Here is a 7,458-nt window from a genome sequence, read left to right on the forward strand (position 1 = left end):
CCATTTTGTTTAAAGCCACCTTCGCTGTGTAAATCAATGGTGCGCCATGCACCGTATTCGCCAACTAAAATTTGTTTCTTTAAATCTTCGCCGTAAGTAGCAGGATTACCACCATAAGTGCCTGTCCAGTTTTGCGGCACATCCCAATCGGTTCCTTCGCCACCATTGCAGGTTGTAATTAAACGTTGTGAAGATGCGGTTGGATCGAGTGAACGAATTAGTGCGGTACATTCTTCTGCAAAATCTTTTGGCAATTTACTTTCGTTTTGTAAACCCCATAAAATTACAGCAGGATCGTTACGTCTTTCTATTACCCATTCGCTCAATAATATTTTAAAATTTTCTCTAAACTCTTTTGTATCGTACCAGATATGTGCAGAAAATTGTGTCCACCATAACATACCTTTTTTGTTACATAATTTTCCATATAATAAATTATGAGGTTGGTGTGCATCACGAAATGCATTAAAGCCTGCGGCCTGTATCCACTTCATTCTTGCAATAATTTCTTCGTTGCTGAAGGCATGGCTTTGCCCAAGCAAATGTTCGTACTCTGCAATACCGTTTATAAAAACAGGTTTGTTATTTAATAAAAATTGATGCGATGCAGTTTTAAAATTGATGTTACGGAAACCAAAATCAGTTTCCGTTTTATCAATAACAATATTATTTTCTTTTATGGTTGAAATAATTTTGTAGAGATAAGGATTTTCTATCGACCATAATACCGGATTATCTACCTGAATTCCTATTGATAAAACAGCGATGGAATCTTTTGCTTTTAAAAAATGTGGCGAAGAAAATTCAGCAATAGTTTTACCAGCAGCATCTACCAATTGACTATGTATAGAAACATTTCTATTTCGCTTAGTGTAATTTTTTACTGTTGTGTTAGTCCGTAACGTAGCGTTTTTATTTTTTATGTCAGCCCACGCATGTACACCAAAAGGTTCAATCCTAACATCATTGGTAACTATTAAATGTACCGGACGAAAAATGCCCATTGGTTGAGAGCCTTCTGAAAAACCTCTTTCATCGCTGCAACCTCCACAAACCCAGGGTAAATCTTTGATGTTTGCAGGGTGACTTGCAAATACTAATAATTCGTTGGCAGTGCCATTGGTTTTTAATTTGCCCGTAACATCAATGGTAAAAGTTGTTCTGCCACCTGCATGTTGGCCAACTAAACTTCCGTTGAGATAAATTTTAGCGTAAGAACCTACGCCTTCAAAATATAAAAAGTTGCGACGGTTTTTATTGGGCTGTACTATTGATATAATTTTTCTATACCAAATATCGCCGTGTTTATTGCCATGGAGTAATCTGCGGTAACCATCATAAGCATCTGCGTTGTGTGGTACATTTACTTTTGTAAAATAATAATCGCTGGTATTGGGCGGAAAAGATTTTAAATTATTTATTCCGGTGCAGTAAGTCCAGTCGCTGTTTATTAAAATATCTTCCCTGATATTTTGTTGTGCATAAGAAGTAAAACATACAACTGCGAACGAACAATATACAGTAACAAATTTAATTGCTGAATAATGAACAAAAATTTGAATGGAGCGTCGCCAATGTCGTCTCATAGTAGCACAAAAGCTTGTCTCACAAAAAAAATTATAATTTATTAAGCGCCGCATTAAATTTATAAATTCCGTTTTTAGTTGTTGTAATACTTTTTACTTTACCCTTATATCTCAATAGCAATGGCATTCCTGCTTTTGATGTAACAGTTAGCTGTTGCAATTTTCCTTCGCTCCATTTTATATCCACTACAAATCCGCCTCTTGCACAAATACCTTTTACTTTACCATTGGGCAAAGCGGCGGGCAAAGCAGGAAGTATATCAATAAATTTAGTGTGACTTTGCAATAACATTTCGCCAATGCCGGCAGCAGCGCCAAAGTTGCCATCAATTTGAAAAGGCGGATGTGCATCAAATAAATTTGGATAACTACCGGCGCCGCCATTGGCAGGGCTCAGCAACATTTGTATCATTTTAAAAGCGTGGTCACCATCTTTAAAGCGTGCCCAGCAATTTATTTTCCAACCCAAACTCCAACCCGTAGCCGCATCGCCCCGATACAATAATGATTGTTTTGCAGCATTCATCAATGCAGGTGTTTCATCAAAATTAATTTCGCTGCCGGGATACATGCCCCATAAATGTGAAATGTGGCGGTGCTTATTAGTGGTATCATCTTTGTCTTCCATCCATTCCTGCAATTGATTATACTTACCAATTTTATTGGGTGCAATTAATTTGTATTTGTCTTTTAAAGTATTTATAAAGTTTGCATCCGTATTTAATAATTCGCCTGCAGTAATTACATTTTTAAAAAGCGTTCTTATAATTTGATGATCCATTGCCGGGCCTGCAACTAAGCCGCCCTGCTCCGGAGAATTTGATGGCGTACTGATCAAAAATTCTGTTACCGGATCTTTAACTAGAAAAGAATTGAAAAATAAAGCAGCTTCTTTCATTAGTGGCCAGGCTTTGGTTTTTAAAAACATTTTATCCTGCGTAAACAAATAATGTTCCCATAAATGCTGGCACAACCATGCCCCGCCTGTAACCCAAATACCATGGTTAGCCGCATTTATTGGAGCTGTGCCACACCATATATCGGTATTATGATGCAATATCCAACCCGGTGCGTTGTAATGTTCTTTAGCAGTTTGTTTTCCGCTTTGCGCTAATTCACCAATCATATCAAACAAGGGTTGATGCGTTGCAGAAAGATTTAAATTTTCGGCAGGCCAGTAATTCATTTCTGTATTGATGTTAGTGGTGTATTTACTGCCCCATGGCGGCGTAAGCAAATCATTCCAGATGCCTTGCAAATTGGCTGGCTTTGTGCCGGGGCGTGAAGATGCAATTAATAAATACCGGCCGTATTGCTGGTACAAAGCAACTAAGGAAGGATCGCTGGAGGCAGCAAATTTTGCAAGGCGTTCGTCGGTTGCCCCCCTGCCCCCCGAAGGGGGGTTCCTGAACTCCAATGATTTGGAGTCGTGTAAAATAATCGAGTAAGTGTTGAAATATTTTTGATACTCTTTTATATGCGCTGCTTTTATTTGCAGGTAGTTTTTTGCAGCAATAGATTGTAATGCATTGGTGCATGGTGCAACAGGATCAGCGGTAACATCCTGATAATTTTTATAGTTGGTGGCTGCAGTTAAATACAATGTTGCTTCATCTGCATCAGCAATTATAATTTTATTATCACTGATATTTACTGAACCTCCTTTTGTTTTTATTTGCAGATAACTTTCTCCATGCAATACACCATTTCTTACTTGCACTGAAAGTGAAATAGTATGATCATTTATTTTTTTTACAATAAAATTTTTATGCGGACTGCCTAATGAGGCACTGAAATTTATTTTATTTTTTTGCGATGCAGTTAAATTAATGGCCATTACCTGGTTGGGCTGGCTGATGAAATATTCTCTTTTAAATTTAATGCCGTTTAATGAGTAAGATGTTGTTGCAATTGCATTACTGATATCTAATTCTCTTTTATAGTTTGCAGCATTTTCAACATTTTTAAATTGCAAAAATAAATCGCCGAAGGGTTGATAGCTGGCCTGATATGTGCCTGCAGCAGGCGGCTCATCGTTTTGTATAAAATATTTCCATTGACCATTCAATAAAATTTTTTCTGCTTCATCTCCAACAGGATAAATACCAATATGCCGTGTGGTGTCTTTATACCCTGCAATGCCGCCTTTATCAGCATAATTAATTACCTGTACTGCAATGATATTTTTTCCTTCGTGCAAAAGCGAAGCCGGAATAATATATTTTCTTGCCTCGGTGTTTTGTTGTGTGCCAATTAATTTTCCGTTGACATAAGTAAGATCATAATCTCTTATCCTGTTTAAATCTAAAGCCAATTCTTTTCCGTTCCATGATGCCGGTAATTTAAAACTGGTCCGCAACCATACTGCACCATCCAATCCTTCAAAACCTGCAGCTTCCCAACCTTCGTATGATGGCACCGTCATTGTTTTCCAATGGCTGTCATCAAAATTTTCTTTAGAAAGATCATTATTTTGTAAAATATTTTTTAGCCACTCTTCTTTCTTACCTTCATTACTTTTCAATCCCATAAATTCTTTTTCGGCCAATGCTTCTGCTTCTGTTTGTTTGCCTGCAAATAATAAATTTCTTATAGAATCTAAATATTTGTAGGCGCCTGGCCTGTTATAATTTCTTGGTTCGCCTGTCCATAAAGTTTCTTCGTTAAATTGAATTCTGTCGTGCTCAATTCCGCCAAAAACCATGGCACCAATTCTGCCATTGCCGAGGGGTAAGGCTTCTGTCCATTTTACGGCAGGTTGTTTGTACCAGAGTTTTAAATCCTGTGCAAAAAGAAATTGTGTGCTTAAAGCCAGCACACAACTAAATAAATAAGTTGCTTTTATTTTCATTTTAGTGCTTCTTCTATTTGTGCAATTAATATTTCTCTATTCATTGGTGCTCCTGCTTTTGATAATTCAAAACTTCCGTTCTTATGTATGATGACATAAGTGGGATAAAATTTGAGTTGTATATTTTTATCAATATCATCTGTTAACTCCTTTGTAGCTAAAATATGATGGCCTTCTAAATTGTAATAAGTAATCAGGCTTTTCCAGGCTTTTATGTTAGCTTCATCCTGGTTAGCAATGTACAAATAATATAGTCCTTTATCTTTAAAATAACTTTTAATTGCTGCGCTATGCATTTTTATTTCATCCCTGCAGGGACCACACCAAGTACCCCACATGTCAAGCAAAACCGTTTTGCCCTTAAACTTTTCCAAAATTTCAGCCCATGTTTTAATATTACCAGATTCAAAAATCATTTTGTCGTTTATTGGCCGTTTTAAACTTTCAATGACTGCAGCTATCAGCTTATCATATACTTTTTTAAAGGGGCTAAATGGGTATGCTTTAGAAAAATCTGTATAGATAGCATCAATATTAGAAACTTTTCCCCTTTCCAAAGCCATTTCAAAAAGTTGTACATACATATACTCTTTTACTTTCCCTGTAAAATGTCTTTCTATCACTTTTTGATTAGGAATATTATTCTCATCATTAAAAAAACTTCTTGATCCGGTATCTCTTCCATCGCCATACCAATTTTTTATAAATTCTACTTTATCCGCTTCGTCTTCCCAAACCTGTGGTTTACTGAAAATTAAAAACATCTTTAAAAATAAACGATAAGACGAAGATGTTAAAGCTGCTTCATTCATTAAAGGAGCGTTGATTAACAGTTGGTCAATGCTGTCGTCCCAGCTTTTTTTATTTCTATTATAAGCTTGCCGAACATAAGGTTTTCTTTGCTTTGCATAGATATAATAAATTCTAATCGGGGTGTATTGCAGCTCAAAATTCCAGCTCTTAATAAAATCAGCAGATGGATGATGTAATGTAATGTACTGGTTGAACGCTTGCAGATTTTTATTCGCTACAATTTGCAGGTCGGCAAGTACTCTAACTGGGAGTGTATCTTTAGGATAATTATTAAAATTAATATTGTCACTCAAACTCCACGGTTGGTTATCCTGGGCTCCCTTACCAGCAATGGTAAGCAGGGGTATGCCGTTTTTTGTTTTACAATCAATAGTTATTGCATAGCCTGCCTTTAAAAAAATTGGCTGTTTAAATTCTACAGAATCATTTATGTAAGAGGTTAAATACATAATCTCCGGTTGATGCACAGTTAATGCAGCAATAAATGTTCCTTTATCTACAGCAATATCTTCTACGTCATTAACCTCTGGAAACTGGGTACGAAGCAATGGCCTGGAAAGAGATAATTTTCTTTTTACCTCCCCCCGCTCAAATGTACCTATGATGGTTGCATTTTGTGAAAATGCGTTTAGCGACAAAATAAATGTTACAAAAAGGAATATTTTTTTCATTCGTTTTATTTTGAGGTATTGTATCTGTAATGTTTTTTTTGTTGTGTTGAAATATTATTCGAACAACCAGTCCAAATTTTTATTTTTATTATCCCCCATCAATCCTGCATCATATACAGGTACCACAGTATCTCCATCCACAAAACCTAAAATTAAACAAACTCCTTTTTCCAATTTTAATGTATTTAAACCGGCTTTAAAAGTATAGGTATGAATATTTACCGGCGGCATCCCTTTAATTGAAATAGCATTAGAAATTTTTATTTCACTCTGACCATAATCATCTGCACTGGCATTGGTTTCCAGTTCCGGCTCTTTTAAATAAAAAGTATCTTTTGTAAACGCTGCTTTTTGAGGTTTAAAAAAACCTACCAATACTTTTACCGGTTTATCGGATGCGAATGTAAAAGAAGCCCCTTCTGTTAACTGTTGTTTATATCCAAAATTCACTCCCTGCAATCCCTGTAATTCTTTTGCATAAGATTTTATGATAAGGTTGCTGTCAGCAAATATTCGTCCGTCTTTCTCAATAGTAAAATAAGCCCCTGCTGAATCAATTGTATGGACATCAGCATTCTTAAATGGCTTCACATCTGCAACAACTTTACCGGCATTATTTTTCAGCGAATCAATTTTATACCGGAATGTTCTCAATTCTTTTTCAAATACCGGCAGCATTTCTTTCCAGTGTTTGTAAGTACCATCAACCCCACGCATGGGTATTTTACGTTGAGAGGTTTGCATACTGTTGGCGTAGAGGTAAGAATTTTTTGTCATATTCGATAAGCTCTTGTAAAGAATTAAGCTACCCTTTAAAAAATTATACGCACTTTCAAGATCATTTATGTCATTGCTATACTTATAGCGAAGTGCTGACAATGCTGATTTTACTTTATACGAATAATGCAAACCCAAATAGCGGTAGTAGACAATATCGTTTTTAAGCCGGGTAAATTCTTGTTGATTTTTCTTAACCGGAATTCCAACTATAGCATGTTCCCCGTTAGATGCATGCTTTTCTATTTCCTCAATTATTTGCACAGGTGTTTCACCTACATGCTTCACTCCTTTCATTTCCTTATCTACATAGTCCAATAACATCTCTCCTTCCGGTGCTTCTGCATTATACAATAAAGTAAATAAGCCATAGCGATATGGATTGATGAGTTGCGTCATCAACATACCTAATGTAAGTGTTTGCCTGTTGCCATCAGTTATTCCAAAACGGCGTAATAATTTTGGTGCAATTAGTCCAGCTTCTTCATAAGCCATTAAAATTTTATTCCCGTCTGTAATGCTGCAACCAAATTTATCAGCCAGTTGATTGCTCCAGTAATTTATTTCATCAGCTCTATTTCGTTTTGCTTTCCATGCATAACGGCTCCAGGCTTTGTACCATATCCAGTCTCTTTCAATTTGCAATAACCGCTTTCCACCCTTTATACAGTCGGCACTGTAAGGCCAATCCCAGTAAGAAGCCTGCGGATATAAATGCAAACCATTACCGCCCATTACTTCATGCATACCAATTACACAC

General features: G+C 36.3%; 3 protein-coding genes and 1 pseudogene. All 4 read right to left on the reverse strand.

Annotated features, from left to right (window positions below):
- A partial coding sequence (locus ACY65O_RS02875; RefSeq protein WP_462219347.1) for a glycoside hydrolase family 2 protein occupies window positions 1-1,586 on the reverse strand: 1,586 nt, incomplete at its 3' end.
- Window positions 1,587-1,617: 31 nt separating this feature from the next.
- The gene (locus tag ACY65O_RS02880; RefSeq protein WP_462219348.1) at window positions 1,618-4,437 is read right to left on the reverse strand and encodes a glycoside hydrolase family 95 protein; all 2,820 of its coding nucleotides are present in this window, start codon (window positions 4,435-4,437) and stop codon (window positions 1,618-1,620) included.
- Window positions 4,434-5,921 (reverse strand): TlpA family protein disulfide reductase, encoded by a 1,488-nt coding sequence (locus ACY65O_RS02885; RefSeq protein ID WP_462219349.1) that lies wholly within the window; start codon window positions 5,919-5,921, stop codon window positions 4,434-4,436. Before ACY65O_RS02885 ends, ACY65O_RS02880 begins: the two co-directional genes overlap by 4 nt.
- Window positions 5,922-5,975: 54 nt before the next feature.
- A pseudogene (locus ACY65O_RS02890) lies at window positions 5,976-7,458 on the reverse strand (alpha-d-galacturonidase); the annotation flags it as partial.

This window comes from Ferruginibacter sp. (assembly GCF_031430955.1).
Taxonomy (GTDB): Bacteria; Bacteroidota; Bacteroidia; order Chitinophagales; family Chitinophagaceae; genus Ferruginibacter.